Raw genomic sequence first — 16,495 nt, 5'->3', positions numbered from 1 at the left:
AGTATTTGGAGATAAAGATGGTATCAAAACCGAGCTTTTCCGCCTCCGAGATACGTTGTTCTACGCGCTGTACGGGTCGTATTTCTCCTCCTAAGCCTACTTCGGCAGCAAAGCAAAAGGTTTTGGGGATTGCCACATCTTCATTGGAAGAGAGTATCGCCATAGCGACGCCTAAGTCGGTGGAAGGATCATCTACCGAGATACCTCCTGTGATATTTAGGAACACATCCTTGCTCCCTAAGCGGAAACCGGCGCGCTTTTCCAGTACTGCAAGGAGCATATTCAGGCGCTTGGCATTGAAGCCCGTGGTGGAGCGTTGAGGGGTACCATATACGGCACTGCTTACAAGAGCTTGTATTTCAATCATGAGTGGGCGCATCCCCTCTATGGTGGCCACTATGGCAGTGCCAGAGCTATTCTCATCAGTCTTGGAGAGGAGTACCTCAGAGGGGTTGCTCACTTCCCTAAGACCTGTGGAAAGCATCTCATAGATGCCCAATTCGGAGGTAGAACCAAAGCGGTTTTTTAGGGCTCTGAGGATACGAAATACATGGTTGCGGTCGCCCTCGAACTGTAGGACAGTATCTACCATGTGTTCCAATATTTTAGGTCCCGCTATGGTGCCGTCCTTGGTGATATGTCCCACGATAATCACAGGCACTCCCGTGAGTTTGGCATACTTGATGAGCTCCGCTGTACATTCCCGAATCTGAGAGATACTCCCTGCCGAGGCTTCTATATAGTCTGAATGGAGTGTCTGTATGGAGTCTATGATAAGGATTTCAGGGTCAAGGTCTTTTATCTGTTGGAAGATGTTTTGAGTCTTGGTTTCGGTAAGTATATAGCAATTATTGCGAGCATTGGTGATACGTTCCCCTCGCATCTTGATCTGTTTTTGGCTTTCCTCGCCTGATACATATAGGGTTTTGTAGGGCATACGCATGGCGATTTGTAGCAGCAGGGTACTCTTACCTATCCCAGGTTCACCTCCTATGAGTACGACTGAACCAGGTACGATACCTCCGCCGAGTACATTGTTGAGTTCTTGGTCACCGCTATCCAACCGCATTTCTTTTTCAGTGGTGATTTCATGTAAGGGGACGTATTTGTTGGTTTTTCTTGAGCGGGGGGTATCATCTTCGTCCTCATTTTTTTTCCATTGGTGTTTTTCTTCCTTTTGGATTACCTCTTCCACAATGGTATTCCACTCCTTACAAGCATAACATTGTCCTTGCCATTTGCTGTATTGTGCCCCACAGTTTTGGCAGAAAAAAGCAGTTTTTGTCTTTGCCATTTTGTCTTTTGTTTTGACAGCAAAGATAAGAATAATTTGTCAATTTATGGATTTAGCAATTAGTTAATTTGTCAATTTACCAATTTATCAAGATATATATGCTAAATAATTGGTATTTTACCAAATTATTTTTATCTTTGCACCTTTCAATCAATCATTAACTACTGGCCACTAATAACTGAAATTATGTTTTTAACAGGTGCTCCTCTTTTTTATTATACACAAATCAGGGAAAGATACAAAAACTCTTATCTGGCGGAAGATGTCAATCAGGTGATTATTGGGATTGACTGTGACTACTTAGACGCCTATGAGTATAGTTATTCTTCCTTAGAACAGTATCATCAGCAGCAGAAAGCCATAGCTCCTTTTGCGGGACTTTTTGGGGTGTTTTCTTATGAGACGATTCATTTCTTTGAACAAATTCCTGAGAAAACCCAAAGGCAATATGACTTTCCTGCTTTTGTTTTTGCCAATGCAAAGGCCTATCTGCACTATTCCAAAGTGAGCAAGGTGTATTCTTTCTATGGTGATGAGCAGCAGTATCTCCATTTCTTAGAGGAAGCTAACGCCCAAGAGTTGCCCCCAACACAAGAGGCTTTTTATCAGTTACAGACTGATCTTACTCAGGAGAGAGCACATTTCTACCAAATGGTAGAAAAAGCCAAGGAATATATACGTTCAGGGGATGTTTTCCAAGTGGTGCTCAGTGAACAATTGTCCGTTAAGAGTAATCTGGACTCATTAGATTTCTATCGCTATCTGAGTAAGGCCAATCCCTCCCCTTATATGTTCCACTTCCCAACCCAATATGGTGATGTGGTGGGTTCTTCTCCCGAAATTCTAGTAGATATTACAGGTAGTCAGATTCATATAGCCCCTATTGCGGGTTCTCGCCCACGTGGAAAGGATGCCAATGAGGATTTACGCTTGGAACAGGAGCTTTTGGCTGACCCCAAAGAGTGTGCTGAACATCGTATGTTGGTGGATTTGGCACGTAATGATATTGGCAAATTTGCTGAAAAAGGCTCCGTAGTGGTTAAGGACATGATGCATATACTTCGCTATGAGCATATTATGCATATAGAATCCCATGTATATGGCACCAAGCGTGCCGAAGTATCTCCTTTTGAGGTAATTTCTATTGTTTTCCCTGCAGGTACCCTTAGCGGTGCCCCTAAAATACGAGCCATGGAGCTAATTGGAGAACTAGAATCTTTCAGGCGCAATGTCTATGGAGGAGGTATCGGCTTTTTGCACTTCAATGGAAATGTACAATTGGCTATTGTTATACGTAGTGCCTTCTTTGAAAAAGCCAATGTTGAGCAAGGGGAGGCAAAGGTCTTTATCCAAGCAGGAGCAGGCATTGTCTATGATTCTTCCCCAGAGAAGGAATATGAAGAGATATGCCATAAGCGGGCTTCTGTACTGAATGTATTTACCAAAAATTGTAAAGAGAAATGATATTACTGATAGATAATTACGATTCTTTTGTATTCAATGTAGCTCAATACCTCCAAGAACTCACCGACGAGGAGGTCAGAACCGTACGCAACGATGCGATTACTTGGGAGCAGATCACCGCCCTACACCCCTCTCGCATTGTGCTTTCTCCAGGGCCAAAGCATCCTAAGGATAGTGGTATCTGTTTGGAGATTCTTCAGAAGACAACCACCATTCCTGTCTTGGGTATCTGCTTAGGACATCAGGCTTTCGGTCTGGTCAATGGGGCAGAAATTAAGCGTATGGAAGTGCCCCTACATGGGAAAACCTCTACCCTTACGGTGACTGATGACAATACCTTGCTTTTCAGAGGCTTACCTAAGCAATTTCAGGTAATGCGCTACCACTCTCTCTATGTAGGGAAGGAGCAACTCCCTGAGAATATTCGTGTGACAGCCCTTTCGGACGATGATATCATTATGGCGTTGGAACACAAGGAAAAGCCTATCTATAGCATACAGTTTCACCCTGAATCATTTTTTACTGAGTATGGCAAGCATATCATCAAGAACTTTATCACTCATACTCAGAAGGTAGAATCTTCAGAAGTTTATCATACACTTCAGAGGGCAAGAGCCAATGAGGTATTCAAGGCAGCACTGAAGAAGCTACAGGAGAATATCCCTTTAGCCAACGAAGACTTCAAGGAAATTTGTGCAGTTATCCATACCAAACAGTATGATATTGTACAGTTAGGGGCTCTTTTGGTCTTGATTTCAGAGAAAAGTCTTTATCCTGAATCTCTGACTGCTTTTGTAAGAAATATTTTAGCTTATAGTACTACTTTTGCCGATGAGAGTCCTATGATAGATCTCTGTGGGACAGGAGGGGATGGTCTTAAAACGATTAATATTTCCACTACAGTAGCCTTCATCGTGGCTGCTATGGGGGTGAAGGTAGCCAAGCATGGCAATCGTTCGGTAACTAGCCAGAGCGGTAGTTCCGATGTATTAGGTCAATTGGGGATTCCTTTGGAAACATCTCTTTTGGAACAGCTAACACATCTCCAGAAAGAACACTTGGCTTTCTTCCATGCGCCTTTTTTTCATCCATTGGTAGGAGAGGTGAAGGAGGTAAGACAAAGGCTCGGTATACGTACGGTATTCAATGTGTTAGGTCCACTATTGCACCCCAATACCAAGCTCAAGTATCAGCTGGTAGGGCTTTACCACGAGCCAGTACAGCGCTTGTATGCGGAAACACTCCAGCTATTAGGCAGAAAACACGCCTTGGTTGTAAGGGGTAATGACGGCTTGGACGAGATTACCCTCTGTGATGAGACTAAGATTGTGGAAGTCAAGGACGGAAAGATACTTGAATATACTATAGCCCCTGAGATGTTTGGCTTTAAAAGGGCTTTCCATGCCGATATACAGGGAGGTACTCCAGAGGAGAATGCGGCCATACTCCTGAGAACGCTCAAGGGAGAAGAACAATCGCCTAAGTCGGATATCGTGATACTCAATGCTATGTTTGCTCTCTATGCAGCCGACTTTGTCAAGCACCCTGCCGAGGCCAAACCGCTTATAGAGGAGGCTATCCGTAGCGGAAAGGTGTATGAGCACTATTTAAGGGTAAAAGATAAAAGGTAAAAGGAGTATGAGACAAAAGCTATTAAAATACATACTGTTTCTAATAGCTGTTTTTGTAACAGATGTTATTTTCCTATTCTTATCCATGAAGGATTATAAGGGGGGTATGTCTTCCTCTTGCTTAGAATGTTCCTTAGGAGAAGATATTTTTGTATTTTTACTCATAAAAATGGGTGTTTTAGCGGTACTACTCACTCTTTTGTTTAGAGTAGTGAACAGGAGCGTGTATTTGTATGGATTGATTTTATTATTTCTATTATCCACGCTCTACTATATTAATTATATGCTTTTTGTAGATAGAGTTGCCGCTTGGAGTACTTATTCTTTTGAGGAGACATGGATTACTATATTTTGGAATTCTTATAGATATTTCCCTATGCTTATGATTATATATGTTCTTCTGACAAATAAGTTTATTAAAGAAATAAAAAATATTAACTATTAATGTGAATCAATAGTTAAAAATATTTATATAATCTAATTCGTTAAGGCGCAATTTATTGCATCTTAGAAAGCTAGCGAATTTGTATCTTAATGATAGAATTGCATTAACAATTAACAATTGATAATTAACAATTACTTTGGATATACTATTACAAATAAAACAGCAAAGAGATTTGCAACTCCAGCGAGAGCTGGCCTCTGTGGAGCGTCCTTCTTTTTTTAAGGCGCTGGCACAAGAGGGCATACGTATCATAGGAGAGATCAAGCGGGCTTCTCCCTCCAAGGGACAGATAGCCCTTGAGGATTTTGACCTCTTAAAACAAGCGGCTCACTATGTGGAGCATGGGGTGGCGGCTTTCTCTATATTGACCGAAGAGGCTTATTTCAAAGGAGATAACGCCTTTATCCCTCAGGTAGTAACGGCTTTCCCTCAAATACCTATACTAAGAAAGGACTTTATTTATACCCCTTTTCAGGTAGCACAAGCCAAGTTCTTAGGGGCTTCGGCTATCTTGCTGATAGTCAGAATGCTTTCTGATGAGCAGTTACAAGCACTCCATGCCTTGGCGTACGACTTACAAATGGATGTGCTAGTGGAGGTACATGATGAGGCTGAACTGCAAAGAGCATTGCGTATCCCTCAGTTGAAACTATTGGGAATTAATAACCGTAACCTCAATACCTTTGAGGTTTCCTTACAGACTACCGAGCGACTGCTATCCCAAATCCCTGAAGGACAACGCTCTTCACTGTTGGTGGTAAGCGAGAGTGGTTACCTCTGTAAGAAAGATGTACATTATGCTGAAACCCTCGGGGTGGATGCACTCCTTATAGGAGAAGCACTCATGAAAGGACTTTTATTCTAATGGAAAAAACAGCTTTGAAGATATGCGGTATCCGTAGTTTGGAAGAGATACAGGCTTTGAAGGACTTGCCTATTGATTATTTTGGGTGTATCTTTGCCCCAAAAAGTCCTCGCTGTGTATCGGTGCCATTAGCTAAGGAGATTACTAAAGTAGCCCATAGTGTAGGCAAGCAGACCGTAGGGGTCTTTGTGGATGCTCCTTTGGAGCAAATTGTAGATACAGTCAATCTTACAGAAATTGATGTAATACAACTGCATGGGGCGGAGTCAGAGGTGTTTTGCGAAATGCTAAAACCCTTAGGAATAAGGGTATGGAAGGCCTTCCCTGTATGGGACAAACTACCAATGATAGAGGATTACCTGCCTTATGTGGAGTTTCCTCTGTTAGACACCAAGGGAACCGCAGAAGGAGGCAATGGCTTCGCTTTCGATTGGCAACTATTGGAGGGGCTTCCTTCTTATAGCTTTATCTTGGCAGGAGGAGTCTCCGAGGAAAATGTACAAGAGGCACTCCTCTATAAGCCTGCAATTATAGATGTCAATAGCAAAGTGGAGCAAGGCAATCGAAAAAGTCGTCCCCTAATAGAAAAACTCATAGAAAAGATACATAAACACAGCAAATAGCCTAATAATATGACAAATAAAGCCTACTTTGGAAACTTCGGAGGACAATATGTGCCTGAAACAGCCATGTTTGCCCTAATAGAGTTGGAAAAAGAATACGAGAAAGCTAAAAATGACCCTCAGTTCCAAGCAGAATTGGAGGATTTGCTCAAGAATTATGTAGGGCGTCCTACTCCCTTATATTATGCCAAGAACCTCAGTGCGCACTACGGACATGATATCTTCCTTAAGCGAGAAGATCTCAATCATACGGGGGCGCATAAGATCAATAATGCCTTAGGTCAAGTACTTTTGGCCAAACGTATGGGTAAGAAAAAAGTGATTGCCGAAACCGGAGCAGGTCAACATGGCGTGGCTACTGCTACTGCAGCGGCACTCTTAGGGCTTGAGTGTGAGGTGTATATGGGGGCTGTGGATATGCAGCGCCAACAACTGAATGTATTCCGCATGGAGCTTTTGGGAGCTAAGGTGGTTGCCATAGAGGATGGTCTTAAGACCCTCAAGGAGGCTACTACAGCAGCTATACAGTCTTGGGTGGCTGAGATAGAAACCGTCTTCTATGTGATAGGTTCTGCCGTAGGACCACACCCTTATCCGACTATCGTAAGGGACTTCCAGTCGGTGATAGGTCGTGAAGCACGAGAGCAGCTCACAGCTTTGGGCAAGCATGCCGATCACATCATCGCTTGTGTAGGTGGTGGGAGTAATGCGATAGGTATTTTCTCAGGTTTCTTGGATGATACCTCTACCCAACTCTATGGAGCGGAGGCAGGAGGCGAGGGTATAGATACGGAGCGACATGCTGCTACCCTTACCTTAGGGCGTGAGGGAATTATTCATGGGATGAAGACCTATGTCCTTCAAGACAAGTACGGACAGATAAGCCCTGTACATTCTATCTCTGCAGGCTTGGACTACCCAGGAATAGGTCCAGAACATGCTTATTTGTTCCAAACCAAAAGAGCGCACTATCTTCCTATTACGGATCAGGAGGCTATGAATGCGCTGCTACTGACCACACGTAAGGAAGGTATTATTCCTGCTATTGAGAGTGCTCATGCGTTGGCTTATTTGGATAAATTATGTCCAACCCTTCCTAAGGACAAAAAGCAAACTATTGTGGTAAATGTATCAGGTAGGGGGGACAAGGATATGCACACCGTTTTTTCAGTATTAAAAGGAGAAAAATATGAATAAGAATACCATTGCAACTGTTTTCAGTGAAAAAGAAAAAGTCAATATAGGCTATATAGTGGCAGGTTACCCTTCTGTGGATTTTACTAAATCGTTCCTCTCCAATTTGGATAGAACAGCCATAGACATCTTGGAGATAGGTATTCCTTACTCCGATCCTTTAGCGGACGGAAAGCTCATCTCTCAGGCTTCTTTTACTGCTTCTCAAGCAGGAGTGACTACCGATACGGTATTTGATATGCTTGCTTCGGTAAAGGGCAAGGTACATAAGCCCTTGGTATTCTTGGTCTATTACAACCTTGTTTTTGCTTATGGAATAGATGCCTTTTTGCAGAAATGTGAGGATGTAGGTATCAGCGGACTGATTATTCCTGACCTCCCCTATGAAGAAGCACAAGAGCTGGTAGAAAAGCTTAGAGCACGCCATATAGCCTTTATTCCACTGGTGAGTGTAACTTCCGAGAGGCGTATTGCTCCTATTGCTTCCCTAGGTGATGGCTTTGTATATGCTGTGGGTTCTCTGGGGGTTACAGGAAGCAAACAGGTGGATCTGCCACGCCTTCAGGAATTTATTGCTCAAGTGAGATCTCAGACCTCCTTACCCGTGTCTTTAGGCTTTGGCATCAAGACCCATGCTGATGTGGAGCAGATGCGCCAATATGCCGATGGGGTTATCGTGGGTACTAGTATTGTGGCGCTTACTAGCTCCAACAACCTCGAAGAGACGATTACTCAAATAAACGAACTCTTTAAATAATTGTCAATTGTTAATGGTTAATTGTTAATTTGCCGATTAGTCGATTTGCTGATTTGCCAATTTGCTGATTTGTCGATTAGTCGATTTGCTGATTTGCCAATTTGCTGATTTGTCGATTTGCCAATTTGCTGATTTGTCGATTTGCTGATTTGTCGATTTGCTGATTTGTCAATTTGCCAATTAGTCGATTTGCCAATTGCCTCATTATCTAATTATCTAATTATCTAATTGTCTAATTGTCTAATTGACACATTGCCTCATTATCTAATTTGCTAATTATCTAATTATCTCATTGTTAAAAAGTAGCTTTGGGGAGGGAGTTATTTTTCCTTATTTTTGCCCTTTATAAAAAAAAGCAAAATGAGATTTTTTTTCCTACTCTTTTTCTTTCCTTTGGTAGCTTTCTCTCAACAGATAGACCCACTTCGTACCAAAGACGATCAAGCACAAACCCGCTGGGTGGATAGCCTGTACAACTCCATGAACTTGGATCAAAAAATAGGACAACTATTTATGGTACAGGTATTTAGTTCGCATACTGCCAAACAGCAGAAACCTATCAAGGATTTGATTAAGAAATATCATATTGGGGGAATTATCTTCTCCAAAGGTTCCCCTGTGGCTCAGGCAAAACTTACCAATGAGTTCCAATCTATCGCCAAAACACCTCTTTTTGTGGCTATGGATGCCGAGTGGGGACTGGCTATGCGTTTGGATTCTGTTTATGCCTTCCCATGGAATATGACCTTGGGGGCACTTAAGGATAATGCTTTGGTAGAGCAAACAGGCAAGCATATTGCCCAACACTGCAAGCGCTTGGGTGTACATATTGATTTTGCCCCTGATATAGATATTAATACCAATCCAAAAAACCCTATTATAGGCAACCGCTCCTTTGGAGAAAGCAAGTTCAATGTGGCTCAGAAAGGAGTAGCTTTCACCAAGGGGATGCAGAGCGTAGGGGTCTTAGCTTGTGGCAAGCACTTCCCTGGGCATGGAGATACGGAAAAGGATTCTCATAAGACCCTTCCTACTGTCTCCTTCTCCCGTGAGCGCCTAGAGAGTACCGAGTTCTATCCTTTCCAGCAGCTTATCAGTGCAGGAGTAGCCTCCCTTATGGTAGGTCACCTGAATGTACCTGCCTTGGATGAGGGCAAGCCTACCTCTATCTCCTACAAGGTGGTCTCTGGACTGATCAAGCAGCAGATGGGCTTTCAGGGACTGATCTTCTCCGATGCCTTGGGTATGAAGGGCGTGGCCGACTATGCCGAGTCTTCCCAAGTGGATCTGCAGGCTTTCTTGGCTGGGAATGATGTCCTTTTGATGTCCTCCGATCCTATCAAAGGGATAGAAGAGCTTAAAAAAGCCTATCAGGAAGGAGCTATCAATGAATACCGCTTGGCACATTCGGTGAAAAAGATACTTAAAGCCAAGTATTGGGCTGGGCTTAATAAGTACAAACCAGTGGCACTAACCAACCTCACCCAAGACCTTAATACCAAGGAGGACGATCTACTTGCAGAAAAAATCTATGAAAAAGCCATTACCTTAGCACAAAATGCTAAGAATGTACTACCATTGAAAAATTTGGATGTTAAGAAGACTGCATACATCAAGTTTGGTGACGATTCTGGATGGGAGTTCTTCAAGAATTTACGCTATTATCAGGATGTAGTACAGCTTAAGAGTGGCTCATGGGAGGCACTCAAGAAGGAAATGGCATCCTATGACCGTATTATCATTGGTTTGCATCACTCCAATGCTTCCCCTTGGGCAGAATACAAGTTTAATGCTCAAGAGCTGGCACTTCTCCAAAATATAGTCAAGGAGAAAAAGGAGGTGATACTTACCATCTTTACCAAGCCTTATGCCCTTTTGGACTTGCCAGACCTGAGCTCTTTTGCCGCAGTGGTGGTGGCCTACCAGAATGCACCTTTCGCCCAGCAGAAAGCAGCCCAACTCATCTATGGGGCGATTCCTTTTGAGGGAGTCTTGCCTGTAACTGCCCATAAGAGTATCCTCTTTGGGCGCAACTTGCCTACCAAACCCCTCAATCGCTTAGCCTATGGTTTGCCTGAGAATGCAGGGTTGAACTCAAAAAATTTTTACAAAATAGACTCTATAGTAACCGAAGCCATTCAAAAGCAAATGACTCCTTCGGCTCAAGTATTGGTAGCACGCAATGGGGTAGTGGTCTATCAGAAGAGTTTTGGCCGCTGTACCTATGATAAGAATGCCGAACAGGTGACCAATAATACCTTATATGACTTGGCTTCACTGACCAAGATTCTCTCTACCCTGCCTGAGCTAATTGACCTATATGACAAACAGAAAATAAAGCTCAATACCTCCCTCTCTACACTGCTGCCTATGCTCAGTGGTACTAATAAGGCCAATATTACTGTGAAGGAGGCGCTTTCTCACTATGGACAATTACAGGCTTGGTTGCCTTTCTATCGCAGAACTATGGACACAAAGACCAAAGTTCTCTCCTCTGATATCTATAACGCAACACTTACGCCCAAATATCCTACTCAAGTAGCGGAGAATATCTTTATCACAGATCATTATCGTGATACTATCCTACAATCTATTGCAAAAAGTGACCTTATCAAGCAAAAAAAATACCTTTATAGTGATCTTTCCTATTATCTTTTTCAAAAATATATAGAAAACACCAAAGGTAAACCGCTGAATGAGTTGGTAGAAAAAGATTTCTATAAGAGTATGGGGGCTTATCAGCTCACTTATCGCCCTTTAGACCGTTTTCCTAAGGAGCAAATAGCCCCTTCAGAGGAAGATAAGAGCTTCCGCCAACAGCTTCTCCGTGGTTATGTAAATGATCAAGGGGCTGCTATGCTCGGTGGAGTAGCAGGTCATGCAGGACTTTTTGGCACAGCCAATGATGTGGCTAAGATGATGCAGCTCTACCTGCAGAAAGGCTATTACGGAGGGATACGCTACTTCTCTGCCAATGCTTTTGATGCTTTCAATAAGAGCTATTTTATCTCCGAACGCAATCGCCGTGCTTTGGGTTTTGACAAACCACAGCTTCCAGGGCAGGGAGGTTATACTTGTGGCTGTGTATCCCCTGAGAGCTTTGGTCATACAGGCTTTACAGGTACCTTGGCTTGGGCAGACCCCGCCACTCAGACCATCTATGTCTTCCTCTCCAACCGTACTTTCCCTACCGCCGACAACAAAAAGTTGATTACCGAAAATATCCGTGCCAAAATCCAAAGAGTAGTACAGGAATCTTTGATGTAGTTCTAAGTTTTTAATTTTTAGTATATGACCCCTACACAAGCACAAATCGAACAATTAGTAGCCGACCTCAATGCTACGACTCAGCGGGAGGTAATTCGTATTTCGCTATCCTTAGCTGATAACTTAGCCCTTACCGATAGCAAGTTGGGCGGAACACCCTATATCCCCCAAGGGGGTGCGCTCCCTACCAGTGTCGATGGCAAACCGCTGTTTATGTTGGCGCAAATCAATTGTGAGCAGTTGCCGGAGAATACTTTGTACCCCAAAAAAGGACTCTTACAGTTTTGGATTGCTGCTACGGAAGCTCCTCTATATGGGTTGGATTATGAAGCTCCTTGTAGCAATGATTTTAAGCGGGTGATCTATTATCCTACTTTTGGAGAAGCTCTACCTATGGACGATTTTATCAACGATTATACTTTCGATGACAAGAATCTACCTTTCAATTCTAAAAGGCAATTTGCTTTGCATTTCAAAAAGGACACAGAGAGTATTTCTTTAGAAGAAAGGGCTGCTACCCAACTCTTTTTTCAGAAATGGAATGAATCCTTTTCAACTCATATAACTACCATTGATGAGTTTTTTGATGAAGTACCTGATGATATCTGTGAGGAAATCAATGCCTATCTCCTGAAAGAACCTACTGGACACAAAATAGGCGGTTACCCTTACTTTATTGAGTATGATCCTCGTGAAGAAAATGACCCTCATACTTTCCTGCTCCTGCAAATAGATATTGATAACATAGAAGGGGAAGAGATTTGTTGGGGAAATCTCGGAGGCATAGCTAACTTCTTTATCAGCTCTGAAGATTTGGATAATTGTAAGTTTGACAATATATTTTTTCATTGGGAAGATAATTATCAGGGCTAAAGATATAATTTTATGAATAAAATCATCTATTTCTTTGAATTTGGGGATAAAAGTGTAAATATAAAAAATTTTTACTATCTTTGTCTTCTCAAAACTAATCTCTAACAACTAAATACAAGTAATCAAATGAAAAAAATAATCGTAACCCTATTGATTGTACTTGCTATCGTGGCTTGTAGCAAGGAAGAAATTAAGAAATTGGAAGGCAAAGTAGATGTAACCCTCTACTTAAAGGATGCCAATGGCAATGCACTAAAAAACTGGGTAGTCTACGCCTACAACCAGTGGGCTTGGGAGAATAAAAATGGTTCAAGACCTACTTTCCATGCTCAATCGACAGCTACTGATGACAATGGTAAAGCTATTTTTACCCTAAGTGTAGATAAATTTGATGAACGTGAAATCTATCATTTTGTAGTCTATTACACTCAGGACAAGCAGAACCTTTCAGGTGATGATGTAACCAAAAACACACTAAAAACCAGCAAAGCCGTTACCCTCAGATCAGAAAATAACGACCCTATTACATTGCAGTTGTAGGGAGCAGGTTTTAGGGGGGAGAGGATAGGAGACGTCACTATACTTTTTTCTAACTCACCTCAAAAAATAAAAATATGCCCCCAACACAAGCACAGATCGAACAATTCGTTGCTGACCTCAACACCACTACCCAGCGGGAGGTGATTCACATTTCGCTGTCCTTAGCTGATAACTTAGCCCTTACCGATAGCAAATTTGGTGGGACACCCTATATCCCTAAGGACGGCACTCTACCTACTAGTGTCGATGGCAAACCGCTGTTTATGTTAGCGCAAATCAATTGTGAGCAGTTGCCGGAGAATACTTTGTACCCTCAAAAAGGACTCTTACAGTTTTGGATTGCTGCTACGGACGATTATCTATATGGCTTAGATCTCAACAATCTTTGTAATAATGAAAACAAACGTGTGATCTACTATCCTACTATTGGTGCAGCCTTACCTATAGAGAATTTTATAGAAAACTATACTTTTGAAAACTGTTACTTACCCTTTGATGCTGATTTACAGTTTGCTTTGCACTTTACCAATGGTACTGAAACCTTTTCAATAGAAGAAAAAGCCGCCGAAAGAAAGTTTATAAGAAAGTGGAATGAGATTTTTTCAGATGATATAAAGGAAATGTGGGATTTACCTCGGGAAACTTGCCAGATAATTGATAACTTATTACTAAAAGATCCTGCAGGGCATAAGATAGAAGGATATCCATACTTTACTCAGGTAGATCCTCGTGAAGAGAACGATCCTCATACATTTCTTCTTTTGCAAATAGATACAGATGAGGTAGAGAACAAAGAAATCCTATGGGGCGATTGTGGTGTAGCTAACTTTTTTATCTCCCCTGAAGATTTGGCGGCTTGCCAATTTGACAATGTACTATACAATTGGGATTGTAGTTAAGCTCCTTTGTGAATGCTTGTAAATAATTGTGAGTGTGGAATTGGCACAAAAGGTTACGTTTAATATTTGAATTTAGATCTTATGAATAAAATCATCAATAGAACCCTCCTTTTGGAATGGGGAGAAAGCGACACTTGCTTAGAAGAAGCAGGCGATGTATTTTTCTTTGACATCAATAATCACCTTAGTGGTGTGAATATTATTTTGCAACACAATGTAGGGAGTTGTATACTTCCCTCTCTACCCTCCTTCTTATTGGAAGAACAAAAACCTACAACACTTACCACGCTTTCACGAGAAGATTTTACTTTTGAAGTGGATGATTATACTCATACACGTTCGTACTTATGTGAAGATAACCTTGTATTTAGTTATGCCAATTGTAATAAACTATTAGATTTGGTGATTTTAAAGATTACGGAAAATCTTTATTTTATTCTCAATCAAGAAAAAGTACTACAATACATAGTTGTAACTGATATATCAACGATACTTTTCAATGATCTTTACTATTTGAAAGAAAAGGAAGTAAGAGAACTGTATTACTTAACCTATACTTTAAACTCCTATGATGTAGTACAATATGTAAGTATTTTAGAAAAAATACAGAACAATAAGTATTATCGCCAACAAATACTTGAAGATGTGGCAGATGATTTAGTAAATGATTTAAACGAATTGTTGGAAGATTAAGTATGACCCCATTATATGCACAATGTATCCCCTATAACGAAAGTATTAAGGGACGTATAGGAGGGAACCCTCCTATAAATATAGAAACGGAAATCCCTGAAGGGTATGCTTTCTATGCAACACTTGTTCATCCGGAGAAAGAAGATAAGATGTTATCTATTTTAGTTACAAAGGATATTGAAAAGTTAGTGAACAACAGTATTTATCCCAATATTGATATAAAAGTAATTGAACACAAATACGCTCCAATGGGCGTTCATTCAGAATATCGTTTAGAGAATTTCAACAACGCTATATTTTCCATAGGAGGATATACGGAAAAACAAGAAGGTAAATTTTTATTTATAAAAGCAGGAGGAGTTCCTAGATATATTCAGCAGAATGAGTTCTATTACAAACAACTTTTGGAAGATAATTATTCATTCTTTTTAATGATTGATGAAGAAGGATACATAGAGGGAGTTTTTGATGATGTTTTTAATTTTGGAGCATTGTATTTATACAAACACAATGACACACGAAAGATAATCGCCGGTTTTTGGCAATGTTCATAACAATAAGTAGCAGAATTATAAAAAAGATAACCCAAACAAATATAGGTAATGACAAGCGATTTTAAAAATAAAGTAGATTCCTATCTTTCTTTAGAAGTAGGTAGGCTTTTTATTCAATATAAGAACCTATGTTGATGGAATAGCTACTTTTAAAGAGCAAGAATATCCCTTTGAACTCTTCTGTAATGGTACAAAAATAAGCGGAAGCTTGCAGGAATATTTACTAATGGAAATAGAAGAAGAGCAATCATGATAACAAATCGATTAAAGAAACTACTTCTTAAGAACAATATAGCTATTGATTATAAAATTAGCCCCACGGAGTTTAATGCTAAGAAAGAGTTTATAATCAACATGTACCAATCCAAAGGATATGAGTCAATCAATGATTCATTGATACTCTTTTTAGGGTATTTCCTAAATAAAAGTTTCTCAGCGAGAGGTAATTATATAGATTTTACCTTAGAAAAAGTATTGACAAGCAATAACAAAGGACATTATTCCTACATAGAGAGTAGTTTTGACTTAAAGAACTTAATTCCTTTTGCAATGGCGTATGATGATTATTACACCTTGGTTATTGGTGAAGATAATAGTGTCTATGCCGAAGGGTTTGAGCTTCTTCTTTATGGAAGAGATCCTTTCGAAGCTTTCGAAAACTTGTTACAAGGTACTCCTATAGAGGCATTTAAGTTATAATCTGTAAATTTCATAAGATAACAAAGGAAGTTATCTAAATATCCTCCTCTAGTACGTTTCTTGTAGCTTGTAACCTATCATACCAAGAGTTTGTAACTTTATTACAGATTTATAGGAATATTTCAAATATACTCTTAAACCCTCAACAACTTACCAAGCACTACAATGTAAAAATACAAAGCCTAATTGACAAAGCACGAGCGAGACACTCGCACTAGCGGAGAATAAATATCACTAATATGAAAGATTCAAGTAATAAAATGGAAAATTTTAGTTCGTATTCAAAAGAAATAGAAGAAAAAACCTCAGAAATACCCGAAAATAATTTACTTTTTTGGGGTAGTTGGTTTTGTGAAAGTTTATTTCAAAGGTGTAAAAATCATATTCAAGTTTTCTTGACTGATGAAGAGGTTTCATTGATAAATGAAATCGTAAGTTATTTGTGGAATCTCGTTGATGAGAAGGAACAAATGGATATGAGTAAAATTAATTTGTGGAGACAGAAACTCTATGAGATAGATGAAACATATTATTTCGATGAAACAGATTGTCATCAAAAAGAAATGTTTGAGTTAATAGTTTCGTTAGATGAGATTTTAATCTATTGTCAGTCAGGTGAAAGAGGATTTGAATTTAGAGTTTCTCAATCAATTATAAATGTAATTGATATAATGCTACAAGATGAAGATAAGGATAT

At 40.4% G+C, this 16,495-nt stretch carries 15 protein-coding genes; 14 read left to right on the top strand and 1 reads right to left on the bottom strand.

The annotated features are described in order from the left end of the window. Positions 1–1,294: DNA repair protein RadA (gene radA / locus Q0625_RS06950; RefSeq protein ID WP_298825033.1), on the bottom strand; the 1,294-nt coding region annotated here is incomplete at its 3' end. 186 nt (positions 1,295–1,480) lie between these two features. Between radA and Q0625_RS06945 the strand changes: the two genes are divergently transcribed. The 14 genes from Q0625_RS06945 to Q0625_RS06880 form a co-directional block, all read left to right on the top strand. Beyond that, positions 1,481–2,758: an anthranilate synthase component I family protein gene (locus Q0625_RS06945; RefSeq protein ID WP_298825026.1), complete on the top strand. Its 1,278-nt coding sequence runs from the start codon at positions 1,481–1,483 to the stop codon at positions 2,756–2,758. After that, on the top strand, positions 2,755–4,389 hold the full coding sequence (gene trpD, locus Q0625_RS06940) for an anthranilate phosphoribosyltransferase (protein WP_298825022.1): 1,635 nt from the start codon (positions 2,755–2,757) through the stop codon (positions 4,387–4,389). Before Q0625_RS06945 ends, trpD begins: the two co-directional genes overlap by 4 nt. Positions 4,390–4,970: 581 nt before the next feature. Continuing rightward, positions 4,971–5,699 carry an indole-3-glycerol phosphate synthase TrpC gene (locus Q0625_RS06935; protein WP_298825019.1) on the top strand — a complete coding sequence of 243 codons (729 nt, stop codon included), beginning with the start codon at positions 4,971–4,973 and terminating at the stop codon, positions 5,697–5,699. Beyond that, positions 5,699–6,322, top strand: coding sequence for a phosphoribosylanthranilate isomerase (locus Q0625_RS06930; RefSeq protein WP_298825017.1), 624 nt, complete (start codon positions 5,699–5,701; stop codon positions 6,320–6,322). The genes Q0625_RS06935 and Q0625_RS06930 overlap by 1 nt, the downstream gene beginning before the upstream one ends. 9 nt (positions 6,323–6,331) lie before the next feature. Then, positions 6,332–7,519: a tryptophan synthase subunit beta gene (gene trpB, locus Q0625_RS06925; protein WP_298825015.1), complete on the top strand. Its 1,188-nt coding sequence runs from the start codon at positions 6,332–6,334 to the stop codon at positions 7,517–7,519. Next, positions 7,512–8,273: a tryptophan synthase subunit alpha gene (trpA, locus tag Q0625_RS06920; RefSeq protein WP_298825013.1), complete on the top strand. Its 762-nt coding sequence runs from the start codon at positions 7,512–7,514 to the stop codon at positions 8,271–8,273. The genes trpB and trpA overlap by 8 nt, the downstream gene beginning before the upstream one ends. A gap of 360 nt (positions 8,274–8,633) precedes the next feature. Beyond that, complete coding sequence (locus tag Q0625_RS06915; RefSeq protein ID WP_298825011.1) at positions 8,634–11,540, top strand: glycoside hydrolase family 3 N-terminal domain-containing protein; 2,907 nt, start codon at positions 8,634–8,636, stop codon at positions 11,538–11,540. 24 nt (positions 11,541–11,564) lie between these two features. Next, the gene (locus tag Q0625_RS06910) at positions 11,565–12,413 is read left to right on the top strand and encodes a YwqG family protein (protein WP_298825008.1); all 849 of its coding nucleotides are present in this window, start codon (positions 11,565–11,567) and stop codon (positions 12,411–12,413) included. Positions 12,414–12,539: 126 nt separating this feature from the next. Next, positions 12,540–12,953 carry a hypothetical protein gene (locus tag Q0625_RS06905; protein WP_095909570.1) on the top strand — a complete coding sequence of 138 codons (414 nt, stop codon included), beginning with the start codon at positions 12,540–12,542 and terminating at the stop codon, positions 12,951–12,953. 74 nt (positions 12,954–13,027) lie between these two features. Next, entirely contained in the window at positions 13,028–13,852 is an 825-nt protein-coding gene (locus Q0625_RS06900; RefSeq protein ID WP_298824998.1) for a YwqG family protein, read from the top strand. 81 nt (positions 13,853–13,933) lie between these two features. Continuing rightward, complete coding sequence (locus tag Q0625_RS06895; protein WP_298824995.1) at positions 13,934–14,545, top strand: hypothetical protein; 612 nt, start codon at positions 13,934–13,936, stop codon at positions 14,543–14,545. 2 nt (positions 14,546–14,547) lie between these two features. Further along, a complete protein-coding gene (locus Q0625_RS06890) occupies positions 14,548–15,099 on the top strand; it encodes a hypothetical protein (RefSeq protein WP_298824993.1) in 552 nt (183 codons plus the stop codon). Positions 15,100–15,348: 249 nt separating this feature from the next. Then, complete coding sequence (locus Q0625_RS06885; RefSeq protein WP_298824990.1) at positions 15,349–15,798, top strand: hypothetical protein; 450 nt, start codon at positions 15,349–15,351, stop codon at positions 15,796–15,798. Between the two features lie 239 nt (positions 15,799–16,037). Then, positions 16,038–16,495 (top strand): hypothetical protein (locus Q0625_RS06880; RefSeq protein ID WP_298824986.1); only part of this gene is annotated, 458 nt, incomplete at its 3' end.

The organism is uncultured Capnocytophaga sp. (assembly GCF_938029845.1).
Lineage (GTDB): Bacteria > Bacteroidota > Bacteroidia > Flavobacteriales > Flavobacteriaceae > Capnocytophaga.
This window is presented reverse-complemented; position numbering and strand designations above follow the sequence as displayed.

Coding starts and splice junctions, on each gene's coding strand:
- trpA (WP_298825013.1), top strand. CDS start 7,512: ATGAATAAGAATACCATTGCAACTGTTTTCAGTGAAAAAGAAAAAGTC.
- Q0625_RS06905 (WP_095909570.1), top strand. CDS start 12,540: ATGAAAAAAATAATCGTAACCCTATTGATTGTACTTGCTATCGTGGCT.
- Q0625_RS06915 (WP_298825011.1), top strand. CDS start 8,634: ATGAGATTTTTTTTCCTACTCTTTTTCTTTCCTTTGGTAGCTTTCTCT.
- Q0625_RS06885 (WP_298824990.1), top strand. CDS start 15,349: ATGATAACAAATCGATTAAAGAAACTACTTCTTAAGAACAATATAGCT.
- Q0625_RS06900 (WP_298824998.1), top strand. CDS start 13,028: ATGCCCCCAACACAAGCACAGATCGAACAATTCGTTGCTGACCTCAAC.
- Q0625_RS06910 (WP_298825008.1), top strand. CDS start 11,565: ATGACCCCTACACAAGCACAAATCGAACAATTAGTAGCCGACCTCAAT.
- trpD (WP_298825022.1), top strand. CDS start 2,755: ATGATATTACTGATAGATAATTACGATTCTTTTGTATTCAATGTAGCT.
- trpB (WP_298825015.1), top strand. CDS start 6,332: ATGACAAATAAAGCCTACTTTGGAAACTTCGGAGGACAATATGTGCCT.
- Q0625_RS06945 (WP_298825026.1), top strand. CDS start 1,481: ATGTTTTTAACAGGTGCTCCTCTTTTTTATTATACACAAATCAGGGAA.
- Q0625_RS06930 (WP_298825017.1), top strand. CDS start 5,699: ATGGAAAAAACAGCTTTGAAGATATGCGGTATCCGTAGTTTGGAAGAG.
- Q0625_RS06890 (WP_298824993.1), top strand. CDS start 14,548: ATGACCCCATTATATGCACAATGTATCCCCTATAACGAAAGTATTAAG.
- Q0625_RS06895 (WP_298824995.1), top strand. CDS start 13,934: ATGAATAAAATCATCAATAGAACCCTCCTTTTGGAATGGGGAGAAAGC.